This is a genomic window from Brachybacterium paraconglomeratum, assembly GCF_039541415.1.
GTDB lineage: Bacteria > Actinomycetota > Actinomycetes > Actinomycetales > Dermabacteraceae > Brachybacterium > Brachybacterium paraconglomeratum_A.
Map to the genome: position 1 here is coordinate 189,014 of NZ_BAABGE010000005.1, position 19,679 is coordinate 208,692.

Below are 19,679 nucleotides of genomic sequence, written 5' to 3' on the forward strand. Positions count from 1 at the left end.
CTTCGGCGGCATCCCTGGTCGAGCCGTTCGGCAGGACCCCGCGGCTGAGCCTCTCGGCCAGGCCGCGGAGGGTGCACACCTCGCTCCTCGACCTTCGGCGGGTCTTGTCCCCACTTCGGGAGGAGCGCGCCAGGGCTCGAGGATGACACGATGGTTCCTATGACCTCAGCGCCCGATCCCCACGAGCTCCCTGTCGAACCTGCCGCATCCGTCGAAGCGCGCTCGGCGGGAGCTCCTGCCGCTGCCGCGGAGCCCGCCCGTACGCTCTCGGATCTCCCCGCCGGTCTGCTCGGAGCGGAGCTGCTGCGTCCCGTCTCCCCGAAGCTCATCCCTGCCCGCTATGTGGGCGGCATCGCGGGGAATGTCTTCTGGCTGCTGCTGATCATCGCCGCGATCGTGGGCACTGTGCTGACGGGCTGGTGGTGGATCGCCGCCTGCGGCCTGCTGCCGCTGGTGATCATCGTCCAGAGCCTGCTGTTCACCCCGCGCCGGGTGCGGGCGATCGGCTACCTGGACGGCGAAGAGGACCTCACGATCGCCAGCGGCATCATGTTCCGCTCAGTGCACACGATCCCGTACGGCCGCGTCCAGTCCGTGAAGATCGGTGAAGGTCCCGTCGAACGGCGCTACGGACTTGCGACTCTCACCCTCACCACCGCCGCGGGTGGCGGCACGGAGACCCTGCCGGGGCTGCCGAAAGCGGAGGCGGAGCGACTGCGGGCCCTGCTCACCGACCGCGGCATCGAACTCATGGCGGCACTGTGAACGACTCAGAGACCAGCCCCACCGGCCCCGGCAGCCCCGCCACCCCTGCGGGTTCGACTCACCCTACGGAGTCGACTCACCCCACGGATGCGACCAGCCTGACGGACCCGATCGGTCCTGCGCTCGAGGGGAGTGCGCTGCCGGACGCGGATGCTCCGCTGGAGGCGACCGAGCCGGATCCCTCGACCCCACGCCGCCGCACCCACCCGATCACCCCGCTGGTGACCGGTTGGAAGATCGTGGTGGGCGTGATCGCGGTGCTCGCCGCGCAGAACATCGCCCAGCTGCTCGACGAGTTCACGGTCCAGCGCGCACTCATCGGCGCGGGCATACTGCTTGCCGCAGCGCTCATCGCGATCGCCTTCTCGACGCTCAGCTGGTGGTTCACCACCTACGCGGTGGACGAGGAGGGCGTCTCCCTGCACTCCGGCATGATCAGCCGCTCCCGCGAGTACGCACCCCGCGCCCGGATCGAGTCGGTCTCTGTCGAACGCCCGCTGCTGGCCCGGCTGCTGGGTCTGGCGAAGGTGCGCGTCGAGGTCGCCGGCGGGGGTGAGTCCTATCTCGACATCGAATACATCAAGTCCGCCGCGGCGGAAGACCTCCGACGAGGCATCCTCGGCATCGCTGAGCGCTCCGCCCCGGAACAGGCGGCCGAGCGCACAGTGGATCGGGCCGAGGGATACGAATCGACCGGACTCGCAGGCACCCCGCACCCGCACCCGCAGCACGAGGAAGACGCTGGAGCCCCCGGGCGGCTCGAGGAGCTGCTCACCGACGGGGTCACCGATGGCGAGCTGATCGCGCAGGTGCCCACCGAGCGGCTCGTCCGCTCCCTGCTGCGAGACATCGGCTTCCTGATCGGTGTCGTGATGAGCATCGTCGGCGTGGCCGTCGCCGTGGCGCTGGCGATATGGCAGGACGGGATCAACATTGCGATGTTCATCGCTCTGGCACCCGCCGCGATCGCCGTCCCGAAGTACATCTTCGGCCGCATCGAATCCGGCTGGGGCTTCGTCTCCAGGATCACGGGGCGAGGACTACGGATGCGCCGGGGCCTGGCCAACACCCGCACCGACAACATCGTCTCCGGGCGCATCCAGCGCATCGAGCTGCGGCGTCCGCTGCTCTGGCGCGGTCCGGGCTGGACCGCCGCCACCGCAACTGTCGCGGGTATCGACGACGACAGCGAGAACGGCGCTGAGAACGTGCTCCCGGTCGGTACCCGCGAGGAGCTCCGTGCGACGCTCGGCCACCTCGCCGTACCGCTCGGCACGGCAGACGACATGGCCTTCATCGAGCAGTTGCTCACCGCCCCGGCCCGAGAGATCGACGGGTTCCGCACGCGGGTGCGGGCGTACTGGATCGCCCGCCGCACCGAGGTAACCGTGCTGCTGCCCGGCGCACTGGTGAAGCGCGGGGGAGTGCTGACCCGGCACATCGAGATCGTTCCCCGTGAGCGCATCCAGCAGCTCTCCGTCGATGACGGCCCGCTGAACAGGAAGCTCGGCGTCCTCGACCTGCAGGTGGGGATCGCCGGGGAGACGGTCACGATGAGCAACCTGCCCCGCACCGAGGTGCTCGGCCTTCACAGCGTGCTCTCCCACGATGCCGCCACGCTTCGCCGCTACCGGGACCGGCAGCACTGGCCGCAGCCTGCGCTGAGCCTGGCTGCACCCGCTGGGCAACTGCCCCATCCGGTCGAGTCCGAGGAGCTGCGATGACCCCGCCCCGCCTCGGCATCGGGGTGATCGGCGCTGGCCGGGTGGGTGCGGTGCTCGGCGCCGCGCTGCGTGCTGAAGGACATGCGATCACCGGCGCCTATGCCGTCTCCGACGCCTCCCGCGAGAGAGCCGGACTGCTGCTTCCCGGAGTGCCGCTGCTGGATGTCCCGGCCCTTGTCGAACGCAGCGAGATGCTGCTGCTGGCCGTCCCGGACGACCAGCTGGGACCGCTCGCCGCGGGTATCGCTGCGACCGGGATGATGCCGGGCGGCCAGCTCGTGATGCACACCTCTGGTCGCTACGGCACCGAGGTGCTCGCCCCGCTCGCGGAGGCAGGCAGCGCCACCCTCGCCCTCCACCCGGCGATGACCTTCACCGGCACTCGAGCAGATCTTCCTCGACTGATCGGCTGCCCGATGGGGATCACCGCAGCGCCCGAGCTGCTGCCGGTCGCAGCCGCGCTGGCCGTCGAGCTCGGCGGCGAGGCGGAGGTGATCGCCGAGGGGGACCGTCCGCTCTACCACGCAGCTCTCGCCCACGCCGCGAACCATCTGGTGGTGCTGGTCGACCAGTCTCGTGAGGCACTGTCCCGGCTGGGGATCAAGGAACCCGGCGCGTACCTGCGCCCGCTGCTCGAGGCGGCGCTCGACGAATCACTCCGTCATGGTGCCAAGGCCCTGACCGGACCCGTGATGCGCGGAGACGCAGGTACCGTCTCCTCCCATCTCGAGGCGCTGCGTGACCTGGACGCCACCGGGGTTCCCGGCGATCCCGGGGACACCTCCGCCACGTATCGTGCCCTCGCTCTCGCGGCCCTGAGCCGTGCCAGACTCCCCGAGGACACCCGGATGCTGATCCGGGCACTGCTGGAGGACCACTCGCCGCTGGAGGACGACCGATGACCCTGGACCCTGGATCGCGCGAGCCGCAACCCGGCGCCGCCCTGCATCGCGCCACCTCGCTGCTCCGCACCAAAGCGGAGCTGCGCGCGCAGCGCGCGGCGATGACCGGCACGGTCGCGGCAGTCTTCACGATGGGCTCCCTGCACGCCGGACACCTGGCGCTGGTGAATCGCGCTCGTGAGCTCGCCGACCACGTCATCCTCACCGACTTCGTCAATCCCCTCCAGTTCGGCCCAGGAGAGGACTTCGACGCGTATCCGCGCGACCTCGACGCGGATCTCGCCCTCGTGGACGGGCTGGTCGATGTCGTCTTCGCTCCCTCGGTCCAGGAGATGTACCCGGTGCTGCCCCCGACCGTCTCGGTGTCTGCGGGGCGGGCCGGCACGATCCTCGAGGGCGCGGCCCGGCCCGGGCACTTCGACGGGGTGGCGACGGTGGTGGCCAAGCTGCTGCAGCTCACCGCTCCCGATCTGAGCGTGTTCGGGCGCAAGGACGCCCAGCAGCTGGCGATCATCCAGGCGCTGGTCGCTGATCTGGACCTGCCGGTGCGGATCGAGCCGGTCGAGATCCAGCGCGAGCGGACGGGGCTGGCTCGCTCCAGCCGCAACACCTACCTCAGCCCGGCCGGCCGGGAGCAGGCGCTAGCGCTCTCCCGCACCATCTCGGCGGCGCTCGCTGCCGCGCCCTCGGTCACCGAGATCAAGTCCGCTCTCGCGGAGGCCGTGGACCGCGCCGAGATCGAGTGGGACTACGCGCTCGCCCTCGACCCCGGCACTCTCGAGCAGATCGCGGAGGAGCATCGCGGCGAGGTGCTGGTGGTCCTCGCCGGGCGCGTCGAGGGCACCCGGCTGCTCGATGCAGCTGTGGCAGTGGCGACAGCACCCTGATCCAACGGGCATTACCGGGTGCAGTGATGAGACAATCGCACTCATGAGCGAGAATTCCCCTGCCCTCGAGACGACGGATACCTCCGACCAGGTTGCGGTCCGCAAGTCCAAGCGCGAGCGCCTGCTGGCGCGCGGGGAGGAGCCCTATCCCGTCTCGTTGCCGGTGACCACCACCATCGCCGAGGTGCGCACGCAGTACGGCCACCTCGAAGCCGGTGAGGAGACCCAGGACGTGGCGGGCGTCGCCGGGCGCGTCGTCTTCCAGCGCAACACCGGCAAGCTGGCCTTCATCACCCTCCAGGACGGTGCCGGGGAGCGGCTGCAGATCATGGCCTCGCAGGCCGTCATCGGCGAGGAGCGACTGGCGGATCTCAAGGCTGATGTCGACCTCGGCGACCACGTGTTCTTCGCGGGCCGGGTAGGTGCTTCTCGACGCGGGGAGCTGAGCATCTTCGCCGAGTCATGGCAGATGGCCGCCAAGGCCGTGCGGCCGCTCCCGGTGCTGCACTCCGGGCTGTCCGAAGAGTCTCGGGTGCGCCATCGGTATGTCGATCTGATCGTGCGCCAGGAGGCCCGTGACACGGTGCGTCAGCGCGCGGAGGTCATGCACTCCCTGCGCACCTCCTTCCGCGATCGCGACTTCGTCGAGATCGAGACCCCGATGCTCCAGGTGATCCCCTCGGGTGCGGCGGCGCGGCCGTTCGTCACCCATATGAACGCCTTCGACCTCGATCTGTACCTGCGGATCGCTCCCGAGCTCCACCTCAAGCGGGCTGCGGTGGGAGGCCTCGAGCGGGTCTTCGAGATCAATCGCAATTTCCGTAACGAGGGCGCTGATTCCACGCATTCTCCGGAGTTCGCGATGCTTGAGGCCTATCAGGCGTACGGCGATTACAACACCATCGGCGACCTCACCCGGACACTTGTCCAGGAAGCTGCTGAGCGTGCGACAGGTTCACAGCTCGTGACCCTCATCGACGGGTCGGAATACGACTTCTCGGGAGAATGGACACAGATCACGGTCTACGGGTCGCTCTCGGAATCGCTCGGCGAGGAGATCACCCCGGATACCACCCCGCAGCGCCTGCGAGAGATCGCGCGTTCCCTGGAACTGGATCTTGATCACCCGAAGTATGGCCACGGAAAGCTGGTCGAGGAGCTTTTCGAGCACCAGGTGGGGGACCACCTCTATGAGCCAACGTTCGTGCGGGACTTCCCTGTCGAGACCAGCCCGCTGGTGCGTGCGCACCGCTCGCAGCCGGGCGTGGTCGAGAAGTGGGACCTCTATGTGCGCGGATTCGAGCTGGGCACCGGCTACTCGGAGCTGGTGGACCCCGTCATCCAGCGAGAGCGCTTCGCTCAGCAGGCGGAGCTGGCAGCCCAGGGCGACGACGAGGCGATGCGCCTGGATGAAGATTTCCTCCAGGCGATGGAGTATGCCCTGCCGCCGACCGGTGGCATGGGATTGGGCGTGGACCGGTTGCTGATGGCCCTGACCGGCCTCGGGATCCGCGAGACCATCCTGTTCCCCCTCGTGAAGCCGGAGGCCTGAGATGGACTCTGGATTCTGGTTCGAGGCCGGGGCTCTGCTCCCCTCGATAGGCGTAGGTCTGCTGTTCTGGTTCACGATTCGCGCGATTATGCGGGCGGATCGCAGCGAACGGGAGATCGAACGACAGGTGGAGCGAGAATATCGTGAACGCCGCGATAGGGATGAACCGAATCACTCCGTCTGATTGAAAATCGGAATGAGATTGATATCTGTGTCTTCGAGTCGGATACTTGGTGCTGACGACGAACTCACCAGAGTTCGTTCGGATGCATGAAGACATATCAACGAGGGAGTACCCCTATGGCACGGAAGACGTACGTGGAGCTCATTGACGATCTCACCGGCGATAAGGCCGCTGAGACGGTGAGCTTCGCCCTGGATGGCGTCGCCTACGAGATCGATCTCTCCGAGGACAACGCGAAGAAGTTCCGCGAGGAGATCGGCAGCTGGACGGAGAAGGCTCGCCGTGTGGGCGGCCGTCGCGCTCGCGGCACCTCGTCCGCTCGCAGCGGTGCGAACGATTCCGCGCGGATCCGTGAGTGGGCCCGTGAGGCCGGCTACGAGGTCCCGGACCGCGGTCGTATCTCCGGCACCATCCGCACGGCGTACGAAGAGGCGCACGGGGAGTGATCCCTGCTTCTCCGCGGTGGCTGTGAGCGATCTCGGAGACCTTCAGCAGCATGCAGGCCCGTCACCTCGTGGTGACGGGCCTGCATGCTGTCAGGACCTCAGGATTCGAAGGCCGAATCGATGTACTGATCGACGTTGTCCTTCGTCACCACCGGGGCGAAGAGCTGGACCTGGCGGGGAACCTCGTTCTCGACGAGGTCGGAGAGGGACTTCCCCTGGACCAGCAGACGTGCCAGCGCCACGCCGTTGGCGGCCTGGCTGGAGGGGTAGACCACGGTGGCCTCGACCACCGAATCGCCATCCTGGATGTGGCGCATCATGTTCGCCGAACCGGCACCGCCGACCATGAAGAACTCGTCGCGGCCGGCGTTCTCGATGGCCGCCATCACACCCACGCCCTGGTCGTCGTCGTGGTTCCAGACGGCGTCGATCTGCGGCGCGGCCTGCAGCAGGTTGGCGGTGGCAGATTCGCCGCCCTGGACGGTGAAGTCCGCGTCGACGCGGTTGTCGACCTCCTGGCCGCATTCGCCGAGCGCATCCTCGAAGCCCTGGGTGCGCTCTGCGGTCAGGGGCAGGGAGGAGATGCCGGTGATCTCGGCGACCACGGCGTCGGGGTTGTCGCCCACACGCCCGCAGATGTACTCGCCGGCGTTGTGGCCCATTCCGTAGTTGTCACCCATGACGGTCACACGCGCGGCGTTGGGGTCGGAGAACTCGCGGTCGACGTTGACGACCGGGATCCCGGCTTCCATCGCCTGCAGAGCGACACCGGTCAGCGCTGCGCCATCGAAGGGGACCACCACGATGGCGTCCACCTCGTCGTTGTTGATGAAGGTCTCGATCTGGCTGATCTGCAGGTTGACGTCGTTCGTCCCCTCGGCGACCAGCAGCTCGACATCGTCGTACTCGGCGGCCAGCTCCTGCGTGAGGGTGCTCATCGCCGCCATCCAGCCGTGGTCGGCGGCCGGGGCGGAGAAGCCGATGGTGATGGTCTCGCCGACTTCATCATTGCTGCTGCCGGCATTCGTCTCCCCGCTGCCGTCGCCGTCTCCGCCACCGGTGCTCTCCGGTGTGTTGCCGGTGCACGAGGCGAGCAGTGCTGCTGAGGCGAGCACGGCGAAGAAGGCGGTGGTTCTGCGGCGCAACGTCATTGATGCGGTCATGGGGATGCTCCTTGGTGAGGTGAGGGAGATGTGGACAGATCGGTGCGGTCGGGATGGGCTGGGGCAGGTCATGGTCGGGACCCGCGCACGATCACGTGGATCTGGCGCGGACGACGAATCGTTGCTGGAGGAGGACCGCGAGCACGATGATCGCGCCCTGCACCAGTGCCTGGACGGAGGTGGACAGGTTGTTGAGCACGAAGACGTTGGTCAGGGTCTGGAAGATGAGCACTCCGATCACCGTGCCGACGATCGTGCCTCGACCACCGATGAGGAGGGTGCCGCCGACGACGACTGCCGCGATCGCATCGAGTTCGTACAGCGTCCCGTTGGTCGAGCTGCCGGCACCCGTGCGTCCCAGCATCATGACCGCCGCGAGGCCGGTGGTGAAGCCGCTGAGTGCGAAGACGTAGACGGTATGACGCCTGATATTGATCCCCGCCAGGCGGGCGGCCTCTGCGTTGCCTCCGACGGCGACGGTGCGACGACCGAAGGTGGTCCGGTTCAGCACCACCCAGCCGATGGCCGCCACCACGAGGAACATCCACACGATGGTGGGCACACCGAGGAAGCTGCCGCTGAAGAAATCATCGAAGCCGTCGTTCGTGACCAGCTGGGTGCCTCGACCGGAGATGATCTCGGCGAGGCCGCGGGCGGCGATCAGCATGGCGAAGGTGGCGATGAAGGAGACGACCTTGCCGTAGGAGACGACGATCCCGTTGACGACACCCGCGGCGGTACCGACCGCGACAGCGGTGAAGACCATCACGACCCAGTGCACATCCTCCGCCATGGCCTGGGTGGCCAGTGTGGTCGCCCAGACGCTGGCGAGCCCCAGCACCGAGCCCACCGACAGATCGATGCCGCCGGCGGTGATGACGAAGGTCATCCCGATGCTGACCACCCCGATGACCGCGGCCCCGCGGACGATCGTGAGGACATTGTCGACATCCAGGAAGCGGTCGCCGCTGGTCAGCGCACCTACGAGACAGATCAGGAGCAGTGCGACCACCAGTCCGAGGCTGCGTCCCAGCCCGCTGCCGCGGCCACGACCGGCGCGTGCGCCACCTGACGCTCCGTCCGTTGCTGGCAGCTGCATGCGATCCGTCGGCGGCAGGGAGCTGTCCACCAGTTCTGCGCCTCCCTCGCTGCGCGGGACCTGTTCACTCATGTGCGGTTCCTTCCATGACGAGGTCGAGCACGCGGTGCTCGTCGATCTGTGTGGTGGGGCCGTTGTGCACCACTGCGCCATCGGCGATGACGAGGACCTGGTCGGCGAGGCCGAGGACCTCGTCGATCTCGCTGGAGACCACCACGACGGCGGTGCCCTGGCGTGCCAGGCGTCGGATCAGCCCGTAGATCTCGGCTCGAGCGCCGACGTCGACCCCGCGCGTGGGCTCATCGAGCAGCAGCACCTTGCAGCCGTGCACGAGCCAGCGGGCGAGCATCGCTTTCTGCTGGTTGCCTCCGGAGAGGGTTCTGATCGGGCGATCGGGATCATCCGGTGCGAGGCGGAGCGCCTCGATCTGCTCTACGGCGGCCCGCCGCTCGGCGCGCTCGTCGAGGAAGCCTCCGCGTGCGAACCGGGCGAAGGTGGACAGCGTGATGTTGCGGAAGACCGGTTCGTCCAGCAGGAGACCCTGGCTCTTGCGCTCCTCGGGGGCAAGCCCGATGCCCCGTTGCACGGCGCGGGCGACGGAGCCGGTGCGCAGCGGCTGCCCGTCGACACTGACGGTGCCTGCGGCGGCCGGCCGGGCGCCGTAGAGCGTCTCGAGGATCTCGGAGCGTCCGGCACCGACGAGTCCCGCCAGGCCGAGGATCTGCCCGGAGCGGACCTCGAAGCTCACACCATCGAACACGCCAGCGAGCGCGAGGCCCTCGACCTGCAGCACCACATCGCCGAACTCCTCGACCCCGGCGCCCCCGTAGTCGCTCTCGACTCGGTGGCCGGTCATCAACTCGATGAGGTCGCCGGTGGGGGTGTCCGAGACCGCAAGCCCGGAGGCGACGGTCCTGCCGTCCTTGAGCACCGTGATCCGATCACCGATACGGCGGATCTCCTCCAGACGATGGGAGATGTAGATGACGGCCAGGCCTTCGGCGATGAGTGATTCGACCACTTGGAAGAGGTTGTCCACCTCCTCGGGGTCCAGCACTGCCGAGGGCTCGTCCATGACGATCACACGGGCGTCGTGGGACAGCGCGCGAGCCATGGAGACGATCTGTTTGCCGGCTGCGGACAGGCTCCCCACATCCTGGCCCGGGCGGATCTCCGGGTGCCCGAGGCGACGAAGCAGATCCCGGGTGCGCGCCTGCGCCTCGGCATGCCGCAGGAACCCTCCGCGGGAGAGCTCATGGCCCAGATAGATGTTCTCCGCGACCGTCAGGCCGTCGACCACATCCAGTTCCTGGTACATGGTGGCGATGCCGAGATCGAGAGCTCTGGTGGGCGACGCGATCGTCACGACGTCGCCCTGCCAGCGGATCTCGCCGTCGTCGGGCTGATGGGCCCCGGCGAGCACTTTGATGAGGGTGGACTTGCCCGCGCCGTTCTGCCCGAGCAGGCAGTGGACCTCGCCGGCACGGACGTCGAAGTCCACCCCGTCCAGGGCCTTCGCACCGGGGAAGTGCTTGATCAGATGAGTGACGCGCAGCAACGGCGCTGAGGGGTCGGCTGTGACCATGCCCACTATGTTAGATGAAGAAACTTAACAGGCAACCAGAATTTCGGGATCGGGGAATCTCGGGACGACGAGGTGAGGCCCGGCCACCGAGTGATCTGCTCGGCGGTGGCCGGGCCCGGACCGTTCTGCGTGCCTCTTTCTCACCAGCCGCGCAACGACCATGACGCCGAGTGCTCTGCCCCGGAGCGCAGGCGCACCACGTCCGTGCCGCTGCGGAAGGCATCCGGAGGACAGGTCATCGGCTCGACCGCAAGGCCACGCCGATTGTTCTCCGGCTCCGGCCGGTCCCCGGTGTGCACCTGCAGCCAGGGCAGCTCCGTCCCTGCGGAGAGCTCGACACCGGTGCCGCCCGGGGCGGTGACGGTGACGGTGAGACGCCCCTGCGCGTCCCGGTCGAGATCGGTGAAGGCATGATCGATGAACAGCGGGCCGATCTCCTTCACGCTGCGGAAGTCGAACTCCGACCCGGGCGCGATCGCAGCGGTACCGGTGGGCAGCAGTCGGTCCTCGGTGACGGTGAGCACGGTCCTGGCGTCGACCTGCAGGGACCACTGATCCAACGGTTCCGGGCCGGCGACCAGGTACGGGTGCGGGCACACGCCATAAGGAGCGTCCCGTGCGCCGAGGTTGCGGGCAGTCACCGCGGTGGTCAGCCCCTCCTGCGGATCCAGTGCATGGTGCACCGTCAGCAGCAGATGGAAGGGATATCCAGGGGAGGGGAACAGCTCGGTGCGCAGCACCAGTTCGTCCTCGGAGACCGTCACCGGGGTGAACGCCTGGAAGGACACCAGCCCGTGGAGGGCGTTGCCCCGTTCCGGTTCGGTCAGCGGCGTCTGGATCTCCTGCCCGTCCCAGGTGTAGCGGCCGTCGCCGATCCGGTTCGGCCAGGGTGCGACGATCGCGCCACGGTAGAACTGCATCGGCCCGGTCTCGGGATTGCGGACCAGCAGATCGCGGCCGCCGATGGTGAGCGACTCGAGGATGGCACCCACGGTGGAGACCTCGGCGCGGTACGCACCGGCCGTGATGGTGAGCAGCTCGCCTCGGTCCCGAAGGTCGCTGACGGCGTTCAGCTCGATGCCCTCAGCGGGGGTGGAATGGTTCATCGGGTCTTCTCCTGGTCCGGTGCGGGCACGGCCGCGGGCTGGCTCTCGGGTGCGCTCTGCGGCGCTGGGTCCGGTGGAGATTCTATGAGCACGACGTCGAGGCGGCGCGGCCCATGGACGCCTTCCACGCGCTCGAGCTCGATGTCGCTGGTAGCGCTGGGTCCGGAGATCATGGTCCAGGCCGCTCGAGGATCCTCGCCCATGCGCTCGATCGCCTTCGGGACGCCGAGCACCACCTGCGCGGCGTCCACCACGATCACGTGATGGTCCGGAACCAGCGAGATCGCACGGCGCCCGCCTCGCTCATCGCCGCGCAGCACGAGGGTGCCGGTGAGCGCGATCGCGGTATGGCAGCCGGTCAGCACGGCATCGATCGCGTCGAGCTGGTGCGGGTCGGCGCTGCCGTCGTCGACGATCAGCTCCGCCTCCACTCCCGTGGTCCATGCCCCGGGCAGGCCCGAGGGCACGACCACGGTGCGGGCGGTGCCGAGGGCGGCAGCGACTGCCGCCGGGACCTCGTCCGGGGTGGTCCGGTGGACGACTGCGGTGTAGTCCTCCAGCCGCTGGACCAGCACGGCGAGCATCTTCTCGGGCGCTGTGCGCAGCTCCTGCTTGTCGTCGGCCCGCTGGTAGCTGCGCGGCACATCCTCGGCCTCGGTGACCTCATCGCGGCGGGGGGCGTCCAGCGCGGTGCGGAGCCTGGCGAGGATCTCTTCCTTCGCGCTCATCCCCGGCGTGCGCTGCGGTCGAGCGTCGGTCCACTCGGTCATGCCTGCTCCTCGCTCTCTGGCACGGTCCCAGGACCGGCAGCAGGGGAGCCGCCGGCGTCGTCGGCTCCGGCCGAGCCGGTGGGACCGCCCTCCGCGGTGCGCCCCTTCTCATGCTGATCCCACCAGGAGCGGAACGAGGTGCCGGGCTTCGGCAGGTCGCGATGATCAGTCCAGCCGGGCACGAGGGGGAGCATGCCAGGGAGCTTCCCGATGTTCTTCCCGCCGAGCACCGAGGTCAGCGGCCCGGCGGAGCGCACCGCGAGATCATAAGCACGCGGAGAGGACATGAGCTTGCCCGCTCCCTTCAGCGCCATATCCCAGGTGCTGTGGAAGTCGCCGCGGGTCTCCCGACGGCGGTCGACGTCCTTGGTCCGCAGGTGCACGAGGATCTCCGGGATGTTGATCTTCACCGGGCAGACGTCGTAGCAGGCGCCGCACAGGCTCGAAGCATAGGGGAGTGTCGAGTTGGGATCGTCGTTCCCGCTCATCCCTGTCATCTGGGGGGAGAGGATCGCGCCGATCGGGCCCGGATAGGTCGAGCCGTAGGCATGGCCGCCGGTGCGGACATAGACCGGGCACACGTTCAGGCAGGCCGAGCAGCGGATGCAGTGCAGGGCACTGCGCCCCTCGGGATCCTCGAGCACCGCGGAGCGGCCGTTGTCCAGGAGCACCAGATGGAACTCCTCCGGCCCATCACCCTCATGGACCCCGGTGAACATCGTGGTGTACGGATTCATGCGCTCCCCGGTGGAGGAACGGGGCAACAGCTGCAGGAAGACCTCGAGATCCTCGAAGGTCGGCACGATCTTCTCGATCCCGACCACAGAGATGAGCGTCTTGGGGAGGGTGAGGCACATGCGGCCATTCCCCTCGGACTCCACGACCACCATCGTCCCCGTCTCCGCGACGGCGAAGTTCGCCCCGGAGATCGCCACCGAGCCGGGCATATCCAGGAACTTCTCCCGCAGGAAGCGACGTGCCGCCTCGGCGAGCTCGGACGGCTCATCGGTGATCGACTCCTCGAGGTCCGGCATCGAGGCCAGGAAGATCTCCCTGATCTCCTCGCGGTTGCGGTGGATCGCCGGCACCAGGATGTGGCTGGGCGTGTCATCGGCCAGCTGGACGATCAGCTCAGCGAGATCGGATTCGATCGCCCGGATACCGGCGTGGGCGAGCACCTCGTTCAGCCCGATCTCCTGGGTCGCCATGGATTTGACCTTCAGCACCTCGCGCGCGCCGCGTTCGAGCGCCAGCGCGGTGACGATCTCACCGGCCTCCTCGGCGTCGCGGGCCCAGTGGACCACGCCGCCCGCAGCGGTCACCGAGGCTTCAAGCTGCTCGAGAAGCTCAGGGAGATGATCTGTGACCTGCCACTTCAGGGCGCTGCCAGCATTGCGGAGCTTCTGCCAATCCCGCACCTCACGCACCGCCGAGGCACGCTTGGACTGGATCGTAGACGTGGCACGGCGCAGATTCTCACGGAGCGTCGGATCGGCGAGCTCATCTCGTGCCGCCTCCGGGAACCCTCGCTCACCGCGCAGGGTCGAGCTGGGGGAGGCGTGCTGGGGGCGGACCTGGGGGATGCCGAGGTGGACTGTGCTCATCCCGCCATCTCCTCCCGCTCGTTCCTCGCAGTTCGTCGACCGGCGCTGATGCTCATCCCGCTATCTCTTCTCGCTCGTTCCTCGCAGTTCGTCGACCGGCGCTGGTGCTCATGAGGCGCGCCCCAGGATGGTCTCCGAGGGGACGAAGGGGTCTTCCTTGGTCGAGGCGAGGATCTGCGCCAGGTGGACCGACTTCGGTGCAGCGCCGGTACGGCGCAGCTTGCCACCGATGTTCATCAGGCATGAAGCGTCGCCGGCGACCACGAAGTCTGCCCCGCTGCGCACCACGTTGGCGGCCTTGTCCGTCACCATCGCATCGCTGGTCGCATCGTTCTTCACAGAGAAGGTGCCGCCGAACCCGCAGCAGGTGTCCGACTCAGGGAGGTTCTTCACCTCGATGCCGTCCACTGCCCGCAGCAGCTTGAGCGGGCGGGCACCCACCTTCAGGAACCGCATCGAGTGGCAGGTGGGGTGGTAGGTCACCGAGTGCGGGAAGTATGCGCCGACGTCGGTCACCTTGAGCACATCCACCAGCAGCTCGGAGAGCTCATAGGTCTTTGCCGAGACCGCCGCGGCACGCTCTTCCAGGTCGCTGTCCCCCTCGTGACGAGCCACCAGCTGATGCTGGTCGCGCACACACCCGGCGCAGGAACCCGAGGGCATCACGATCGCGTCGACCGTGTCGAGCGCGGGCTCGAAGGTGTCGACGAAGGAGCGCACCACCGGAGCGGCCTCCGTGTAGTAACCGGAGTTGGTGTGCATCTGGCCGCAACAGGTCTGGCGCTTGTCGAACACCACCTGGTGCCCGAGCCGCTCCAGCAGGATGACGGTCGCGCGAGCGACGTCCGGGGCCATCACATCCACCAGGCAGGTGGTCATCAGCGAGATGCGCATCCGTGGTCCTTCTTCCTCAGTCGTGCGCCCTGCTGCAGTCGTGCGCACGGAGACGGGGACGCGGTCGGCAGACGATCGGCCGCGTCAGCGAGAGCTCAGGCGTGGTTCAGCCCCAGCGCCTCGGCAGTGCGCGAGAGCGTGCGGTGCGCCTCGTCCGCATCCTCTGAGAGCGACCGCCCCCAGCTCGGGATCATCTGCGTGAGCATGGGTCGCCAGGACTCGATGCGCTGCGGGAACATCTTCTCGAGCATGCCCAGCATGATGCTGGTGGCCGTCGACGCGCCGGGTGAGGCTCCGAGCATGCCGCCGATCGAGCCATCTGCGGCGGTGATCAGCTGGGTGCCGAACTGCAGCACCCCGTGCTTGGCCTTGTCGGGGGCGATCACCTGGACTCGCTGCCCGGCGGTGATCTCTTCCCAGTCGCCTTCCCGGGCGGCCGGCATGTACTCGCGCAGAGCTTCGAAGCGCTGATGGTGGGTGGAGGCGAGCTGCGAGCCGAGGTAGACCATCAGATCGAGGTTCGGGGGAGCGACGGCCATCATCTGGGTGATGTTCGAGGGCTTCATCGACTCGAAGAGGTCCATGTAGCTGCCGGTCTTGAGGAATTTCGGGGACCAGCCGGCGTAAGGGCCGAACATCAGCGAGCGCTGTCCGTCCACAAAGCGGGTGTCGAGGTGCGGGACGCTCATCGGCGGCGCCCCCACCGCCGCCTTGCCGTAGACCTTCGCATCATGCCGGGCGATGACCTCGGGATCGGTGCAGCGCAGCCACTGGCCGGAGATCGGGAAGCCGCCGAAGCCGCGGATCTCATCGATCCCTGACTTCTGCAGCAACGGCAGTGAATAGCCGCCAGCGCCGACGAAGACGAACGGTGCGCGCACCACCCGGAGCGAGTCATCCTTGGTGGAGCGGACCATGACGCCCCAATCCTCACCCATGCGGCGCAGGTCGACCACCTCGGAACCGGTGGAGACCGTGGTGCCGGTGCGCGCGGCGAAGTCCAGCATCTGGCGGGTCAGGGCGCCGAAGTCGACGTCGGTGCCGTCTGCGGAGCGGGTGGCGGCGATGGTCTGGGTGACCGGTCGGCCCTCGGCGATCAGAGGAGCCCACTCCGCCAGCTGAGCGTGCTCGGTGGTGAACTCCATGCGGTCGAACAACGGGTTCGCGGCAAGGGCCTCATGCCGTCGCCGCAGGTAGTCCTCGTTCTCCATTCCCTGCACGAAGCTCATGTGCGGGACCTTGTGGATGAACTTCGAGGGATCGCCGATGCGATCGTTCTCCACCAGGTGCGACCAGAACTGTCGCGAGACCTGGAACTGTTCGTTGATGGTGATCGCTTTGGCGGGGCTGACGGAGCCGTCGACGTCCTGCGGGGTGTAGTTCAGCTCGCAGAGCGCGCTATGGCCGGTGCCCGCGTTGTTCCAGGCATCGCTCGACTCCGCACCCAGGGTATGAAGTCGTTCGAGAACCACGATGTTCCAGCTCGGCTCGAGCTCGGTGAGCATCGCGGCGAGCGTCGCGCTGGCGATACCGCCACCGATCAGCACCGCATCCGCACGGGTCACGTCCAGGTCAGCCATATCTCTCCGTTCGCAGTGCACGTCACACGCCTCAAGTCCGGTCGGCATGTCGCGTCATGGAGCCCCGGGCGGTCGTGGCATCCAGCGTATCCCGTGTCCGGGCCGCTCCGCCGCCGCCTCCTCGAGCAGACGCAGGGCCTCCGGTGCACGCCGGAGGCCCTGCGGCCGTGACTGGGCCCGCCTCGGCGCGTCGCCTCTGCGCTGGAGGAGGGCGGAGATCAGACGGTGGGCGGGGGGTCCCGACGCTCGGAGACCGTGTGCCCCGGGGCGCTCTGGGTGTTCACCACGGTCTTGCGGGAACGGAGCGAGAGCAGCAGGCCCACGATGAACAGCACCGCGCCGGCGACCATCAGGATGGTGCCGAGCATGGCGGAGTCCACTCCCGGCAGATCGAACTCCAGCGCGAAGCGCGAGATGGCACCGAGCACGAACAGGATGATTCCGCCGACGATGGCGCCCATGGGTTGCTCCTTCAGGCAGGGAATATGACGTGCGTCATCTTACGTGTCGTGAGACCAGCTCTCCGCCCTCTCGACCATCAGGTCGGGGCGCGTGGCGGCTGCTGGACACAGCGTCATCGTCGGCATGCGGAATCGGTCGGTATCCCCTCCTCCGAGTCCTGGAGCGACGACCTGTCACGCCAGCGGCGAACAGGCGAGGAATCCCTCTCGGATCCGCGTAGTCTCGATCCATCACCACCACCGGACGGGGGAGGACCATGTTCGAACGCTTCACTGATCGCGCCCGTCGCGTCGTTGTCCTGGCGCAGGACGAGGCACGACTGCTCAATCACAACTACATCGGTACCGAGCACATTCTGCTGGGCCTCATTCACGAGAACGAGGGCGTCGGGGCCAAGGCTCTCGAAGCTCTCGGCGTGACGCTCGATGCCGTGCGCGAGCAGGTTCGCGACATCATCGGCGAGGGCAATCAGACGCCCTCCGGCCACATTCCCTTCACGCCGCGGGCGAAGAAGGTCCTCGAGCTGAGCCTGCGCGAAGCGCTGCAGCTGGGACATAACTACATCGGTACCGAGCACATCCTGCTCGGCCTGCTCCGCGAGGGCGAGGGCACTGCCGTCAAGGTGCTCTCCCGCCTCAAGGCAGAGCCGTCGGCCGTGCGCCAGGAAGTCATCGAACGGCTCTCCGGCTACCAGGGCAAGGAGCCGGCCAATGCGGGCGGCCCCGCCGAGGGACAGCCTGCCGGTTCCCTGGTGCTGGACCAGTTCGGTCGCAACCTCACCCAGGCTGCCCGTGAGGGCAAGCTCGACCCGGTCATCGGCCGCGAGCATGAGGCCGAGCGGGTCATGCAGGTGCTCTCCCGCCGCACCAAGAACAACCCCGTGCTGATCGGCGAGCCCGGTGTCGGCAAGAGCGCCGTGGTCGAGGGGCTCGCGCAGTCCGTCGTCGCGGGCGACGTTCCCGAGACGCTCAAGGACAAGCAGATCTACACCCTGGATCTGGGCTCCCTGGTCGCTGGCTCTCGCTACCGCGGTGACTTCGAGGAGCGCCTGAAGAAGGTGCTCAAGGAGATCCGCACCCGCGGAGACATCATCCTGTTCATCGACGAGATCCACACTCTCGTGGGTGCAGGTGCCGCCGAGGGTGCGATCGATGCGGCCAGCATCCTCAAGCCGATGCTCGCGCGCGGCGAGCTGCAGACCATCGGGGCGACCACCCTCGACGAGTACCGCAAGCACATCGAGAAGGACGCCGCGCTCGAGCGCCGCTTCCAGCCGATCCAGGTCGAGGAGCCCTCCGTGGCGCACACCGTGGAGATCCTCAAGGGTCTGCGCGATCGCTACGAGGCGCACCACAAGGTGACGATCACCGATGCCGCCCTGGTGGCCGCCGCGAACCTCGCCGACCGTTACGTCAACGACCGCTTCCTGCCGGACAAGGCGATCGACCTGATCGATGAGGCGGGCGCGCGCCTGCGCATCCGTCGCCTCACCGCACCGCCCGAGCTCAAGGAGTTCGACGCGCGCATCGAGGAGACCCGCAAGAAGAAGGAAGAGGCGATCGACGGACAGGACTTCGAGCTCGCCGCCTCCCTGCGGGACCAGGAGCAGACGCTCAAGACGGAGCGCGAGGAGAAGGAGAAGGCCTGGCGCCACGGCGAATCCGACGCCGTCACCACGGTCAGCGAAGAGGTCATCGCCGAGGTGCTGGCAGCCTCGACGGGCATCCCGATCGTGAAGCTCACCGAAGAGGAGTCCTCGCGACTGCTCAACATGGAGGACGAGCTGCACAAGCGGGTCATCGGGCAGAACGAGGCCATCAAGGCCATCTCCCGTGCCATCCGGCGCACCCGTGCGGGCCTCAAGGACCCCAAGCGTCCAGGCGGTTCGTTCATCTTCGCCGGGCCCACGGGCGTCGGCAAGACCGAGCTGGCGAAGGCATTGGCCGAGTTCCTCTTCGGAGACGAAGAGGCGCTGATCCAGCTGGACATGTCCGAGTTCGGCGAGAAGCACACCGCCTCGCGGCTGTTCGGCTCGCCCCCCGGCTACGTCGGCTATGACGAGGGCGGCCAGCTGACCGAGAAGGTGCGTCGCAAGCCCTTCTCCGTGGTCCTGTTCGACGAGGTGGAGAAGGCCCATGTGGACATCTTCAACTCGCTGCTGCAGATCCTCGAGGATGGTCGCCTCACCGACTCGCAGGGCCGCGTCGTGGACTTCAAGAACACGATCATCATCATGACCACCAACCTCGGCACCCGCGACATCGCCAAGGGCGTGTCTCTGGGCTTCACCGCGGGCGGCGACCTCTCCACCGACTACGAGCGGATGAAGTCGAAGGTCAATGAGGAGCTCAAGCAGCACTTCAAGCCCGAGTTCCTCAACCGTGTCGATGACATGCTGGTCTTCCCGCAGCTCTCGATGACGGAGATCGTCCAGATCGTCGATCTGGAGATCGCCAAGCTCCAGAAGCGACTGCTGGACAAGGACATGTCCCTCACCCTCTCTGCAGCGGCCAAGGGTCTGCTGGCCGAGAAGGGGTACGACCCGGTGCTCGGAGCTCGGCCGCTGCGTCGCACCATCCAGCGCGATATCGAGGACACGCTCTCCGAGCGGATCCTGTTCGGTCAGATCCAGGTCGGCGACGAGATCGTGGTCGACGCCGAGGGAGAGGGTCTGCTCGGCGAGCTCACCTTCGCCCGTCGTGGCGAGCATGGTGCTCTGGAGCCGATCTCCGAGGTCGTCGATCTCGAGTCGATGACCCAGGCTCGCGTGGACGTCGTGACCCAGGCCGAAGGCTCGGACGTCGAAGGCTCGGAGGCACCGGGCACGGACAGCGCGGACGCCAGCGCCTGATCACGCATGGTGCCGGCCCCGCCTCGACGAGGTGGGGCCGGCACCGGTGGGCCACCCCGCTGTTCTCCGCCGTGCGCATGGAGCCCGGACGCTCACCGACCGCGT

General features: G+C 67.7%; 16 protein-coding genes. 7 read left to right on the forward strand and 9 right to left on the reverse strand.

Annotated features, from left to right (window positions below; translation table 11 throughout):
- Positions 1-159 precede the first annotated feature (159 nt).
- The 6 genes from ABD893_RS08435 (at position 160) to ABD893_RS08460 (ending at position 6,460) form a co-directional block, all read left to right on the forward strand.
- The gene (locus ABD893_RS08435; protein ID WP_345078272.1) at positions 160-765 is read left to right on the forward strand and encodes a PH domain-containing protein; all 606 of its coding nucleotides are present in this window, start codon (positions 160-162) and stop codon (positions 763-765) included.
- Positions 762-2,489, forward strand: coding sequence for a PH domain-containing protein (locus tag ABD893_RS08440; protein ID WP_345078277.1), 1,728 nt, complete (start codon positions 762-764; stop codon positions 2,487-2,489). The genes ABD893_RS08435 and ABD893_RS08440 overlap by 4 nt, the downstream gene beginning before the upstream one ends.
- On the forward strand, positions 2,486-3,391 hold the full coding sequence (locus tag ABD893_RS08445; protein WP_345078280.1) for a Rossmann-like and DUF2520 domain-containing protein: 906 nt from the start codon (positions 2,486-2,488) through the stop codon (positions 3,389-3,391). Before ABD893_RS08440 ends, ABD893_RS08445 begins: the two co-directional genes overlap by 4 nt.
- Positions 3,388-4,278 (forward strand): pantoate--beta-alanine ligase, encoded by an 891-nt coding sequence (gene panC, locus ABD893_RS08450; RefSeq protein WP_345078283.1) that lies wholly within the window; start codon positions 3,388-3,390, stop codon positions 4,276-4,278. The genes ABD893_RS08445 and panC overlap by 4 nt, the downstream gene beginning before the upstream one ends.
- 43 nt (positions 4,279-4,321) lie before the next feature.
- Positions 4,322-5,830, forward strand: coding sequence for a lysine--tRNA ligase (lysS, locus tag ABD893_RS08455; RefSeq protein WP_345078285.1), 1,509 nt, complete (start codon positions 4,322-4,324; stop codon positions 5,828-5,830).
- 300 nt (positions 5,831-6,130) lie between these two features.
- Positions 6,131-6,460: a histone-like nucleoid-structuring protein Lsr2 gene (locus ABD893_RS08460; RefSeq protein WP_345078288.1), complete on the forward strand. Its 330-nt coding sequence runs from the start codon at positions 6,131-6,133 to the stop codon at positions 6,458-6,460.
- Between the two features lie 98 nt (positions 6,461-6,558).
- On the opposite strand, the gene ABD893_RS08465 is transcribed toward ABD893_RS08460, so the two are convergent.
- From ABD893_RS08465 to ABD893_RS08505, 9 genes are all read right to left on the reverse strand, one after another.
- Positions 6,559-7,623 carry a substrate-binding domain-containing protein gene (locus ABD893_RS08465; protein WP_345078291.1) on the reverse strand — a complete coding sequence of 355 codons (1,065 nt, stop codon included), beginning with the start codon at positions 7,621-7,623 and terminating at the stop codon, positions 6,559-6,561.
- A 91-nt stretch (positions 7,624-7,714) separates the two neighbouring features.
- Entirely contained in the window at positions 7,715-8,794 is a 1,080-nt protein-coding gene (locus tag ABD893_RS08470; RefSeq protein WP_345078294.1) for an ABC transporter permease, read from the reverse strand.
- Positions 8,787-10,307 (reverse strand): sugar ABC transporter ATP-binding protein, encoded by a 1,521-nt coding sequence (locus ABD893_RS08475; RefSeq protein ID WP_345078297.1) that lies wholly within the window; start codon positions 10,305-10,307, stop codon positions 8,787-8,789. Before ABD893_RS08475 ends, ABD893_RS08470 begins: the two co-directional genes overlap by 8 nt.
- Positions 10,308-10,447: 140 nt before the next feature.
- The gene (locus ABD893_RS08480; RefSeq protein WP_345078300.1) at positions 10,448-11,413 is read right to left on the reverse strand and encodes an aldose 1-epimerase family protein; all 966 of its coding nucleotides are present in this window, start codon (positions 11,411-11,413) and stop codon (positions 10,448-10,450) included.
- Positions 11,410-12,183, reverse strand: coding sequence for a LutC/YkgG family protein (locus ABD893_RS08485; protein WP_345078303.1), 774 nt, complete (start codon positions 12,181-12,183; stop codon positions 11,410-11,412). The genes ABD893_RS08480 and ABD893_RS08485 overlap by 4 nt, the downstream gene beginning before the upstream one ends.
- Positions 12,180-13,787 carry a lactate utilization protein B gene (locus ABD893_RS08490; protein ID WP_345078306.1) on the reverse strand — a complete coding sequence of 536 codons (1,608 nt, stop codon included), beginning with the start codon at positions 13,785-13,787 and terminating at the stop codon, positions 12,180-12,182. The genes ABD893_RS08485 and ABD893_RS08490 overlap by 4 nt, the downstream gene beginning before the upstream one ends.
- A gap of 108 nt (positions 13,788-13,895) precedes the next feature.
- Complete coding sequence (locus ABD893_RS08495) at positions 13,896-14,681, reverse strand: (Fe-S)-binding protein (RefSeq protein WP_345078309.1); 786 nt, start codon at positions 14,679-14,681, stop codon at positions 13,896-13,898.
- Between the two features lie 95 nt (positions 14,682-14,776).
- Positions 14,777-16,261, reverse strand: coding sequence for a malate:quinone oxidoreductase (locus tag ABD893_RS08500; RefSeq protein ID WP_345078312.1), 1,485 nt, complete (start codon positions 16,259-16,261; stop codon positions 14,777-14,779).
- Positions 16,262-16,479: 218 nt separating this feature from the next.
- Positions 16,480-16,722 (reverse strand): DUF6458 family protein, encoded by a 243-nt coding sequence (locus tag ABD893_RS08505; RefSeq protein WP_345078314.1) that lies wholly within the window; start codon positions 16,720-16,722, stop codon positions 16,480-16,482.
- 257 nt (positions 16,723-16,979) lie between these two features.
- Between ABD893_RS08505 and ABD893_RS08510 the strand changes: the two genes are divergently transcribed.
- Positions 16,980-19,574 carry an ATP-dependent Clp protease ATP-binding subunit gene (locus ABD893_RS08510; protein ID WP_345078317.1) on the forward strand — a complete coding sequence of 865 codons (2,595 nt, stop codon included), beginning with the start codon at positions 16,980-16,982 and terminating at the stop codon, positions 19,572-19,574.
- The last annotated feature ends 105 nt before the right edge of the window (positions 19,575-19,679 follow it).

Bases quoted from the DNA above. Each gene is read 5' to 3' on its own strand.
- ABD893_RS08435 (WP_345078272.1), top strand. From the start codon at position 160: ATGACCTCAGCGCCCGATCCCCACGAGCTCCCTGTCGAACCTGCCGCA.
- ABD893_RS08445 (WP_345078280.1), top strand. From the start codon at position 2,486: ATGACCCCGCCCCGCCTCGGCATCGGGGTGATCGGCGCTGGCCGGGTG.
- panC (WP_345078283.1), top strand. From the start codon at position 3,388: ATGACCCTGGACCCTGGATCGCGCGAGCCGCAACCCGGCGCCGCCCTG.
- lysS (WP_345078285.1), top strand. From the start codon at position 4,322: ATGAGCGAGAATTCCCCTGCCCTCGAGACGACGGATACCTCCGACCAG.
- ABD893_RS08460 (WP_345078288.1), top strand. From the start codon at position 6,131: ATGGCACGGAAGACGTACGTGGAGCTCATTGACGATCTCACCGGCGAT.
- ABD893_RS08465 (WP_345078291.1), bottom strand. From the start codon at position 7,623: ATGACCGCATCAATGACGTTGCGCCGCAGAACCACCGCCTTCTTCGCC.
- ABD893_RS08470 (WP_345078294.1), bottom strand. From the start codon at position 8,794: ATGAGTGAACAGGTCCCGCGCAGCGAGGGAGGCGCAGAACTGGTGGAC.
- ABD893_RS08475 (WP_345078297.1), bottom strand. From the start codon at position 10,307: ATGGTCACAGCCGACCCCTCAGCGCCGTTGCTGCGCGTCACTCATCTG.
- ABD893_RS08480 (WP_345078300.1), bottom strand. From the start codon at position 11,413: ATGAACCATTCCACCCCCGCTGAGGGCATCGAGCTGAACGCCGTCAGC.
- ABD893_RS08485 (WP_345078303.1), bottom strand. From the start codon at position 12,183: ATGACCGAGTGGACCGACGCTCGACCGCAGCGCACGCCGGGGATGAGC.
- ABD893_RS08490 (WP_345078306.1), bottom strand. From the start codon at position 13,787: ATGAGCACAGTCCACCTCGGCATCCCCCAGGTCCGCCCCCAGCACGCC.
- ABD893_RS08495 (WP_345078309.1), bottom strand. From the start codon at position 14,681: ATGCGCATCTCGCTGATGACCACCTGCCTGGTGGATGTGATGGCCCCG.
- ABD893_RS08500 (WP_345078312.1), bottom strand. From the start codon at position 16,261: ATGGCTGACCTGGACGTGACCCGTGCGGATGCGGTGCTGATCGGTGGC.
- ABD893_RS08505 (WP_345078314.1), bottom strand. From the start codon at position 16,722: ATGGGCGCCATCGTCGGCGGAATCATCCTGTTCGTGCTCGGTGCCATC.
- ABD893_RS08510 (WP_345078317.1), top strand. From the start codon at position 16,980: ATGTTCGAACGCTTCACTGATCGCGCCCGTCGCGTCGTTGTCCTGGCG.